Source organism: Nocardioides sp. CPCC 206348 (genome assembly GCF_048654705.1).
Taxonomy (GTDB): Bacteria; Actinomycetota; Actinomycetes; order Propionibacteriales; family Nocardioidaceae; genus Nocardioides.
The window spans coordinates 1-582 of the sequence record NZ_JBMCZA010000157.1 but is presented as its reverse complement, the minus strand read 5'-3'; the positions used below and the strand labels follow the sequence as shown (position 1 = coordinate 582).

Genomic DNA, 582 nt, shown 5'->3' with positions numbered 1-582 from the left:
CCTGGCATCGAGGGCGTCGTCGTGGGTGAGGTGGACGCTGAGGAGCTCCTCGCAGTCCCACAGTCCCCAGACCTCCGTGATGGTCTTCATGCGGTGCTCCGCTTCGCTACGGCGGTGCTCTGGACGAGCAAGGTCAGGGCGTCGGTCGCGGCTTGGTCCAGGCGGCCGGCATAGGAGCGGTAGTGGGCGCGCTCGTGGCTCTTTGGCGGGTGCTGCCAGCCGGGGCTGGTGTCGATGTGTCCGTGCGTATACTCGGTCCAGAGCCAGGTGACGGCGTACTGCTGGCTGGCCGTGTGGCTCGCGGGCAGGTGGATCCGCGCCCAGGGGCGGTACCAGCCGCGGCGGCGCAAGAGGCGTCGTACGGCGTTCTCCCGGGCGCGGTAGTCGACCGCGGGGTCGAGTTCGTTCGCGACTCGGGTCAGCGCTGCTATGAAGTCGCCGCCCGAGACGAGGAGGTCGGCGCTGCAGGCGCGGGCGGTCTTCGACCCCAGCTCTGGAGGGAGGCCGAGTGCCGAGGCGGCCTGGGCCCACGTGAGGTTTCTGAGGTGTTGGCGGGTGAGGCACAGGGCGACGAACAGGCGT

At 70.1% G+C, this 582-nt stretch carries 1 protein-coding gene; it reads right to left on the bottom strand.

The window, feature by feature from the left end; translation table 11 throughout:
* Window positions 1-86: 86 nt before the first annotated feature.
* Window positions 87-582, bottom strand: a 496-nt coding sequence (locus ACOADB_RS11410) for a hypothetical protein (RefSeq protein WP_378598302.1), incomplete at its 5' end; no start/stop codon positions are given.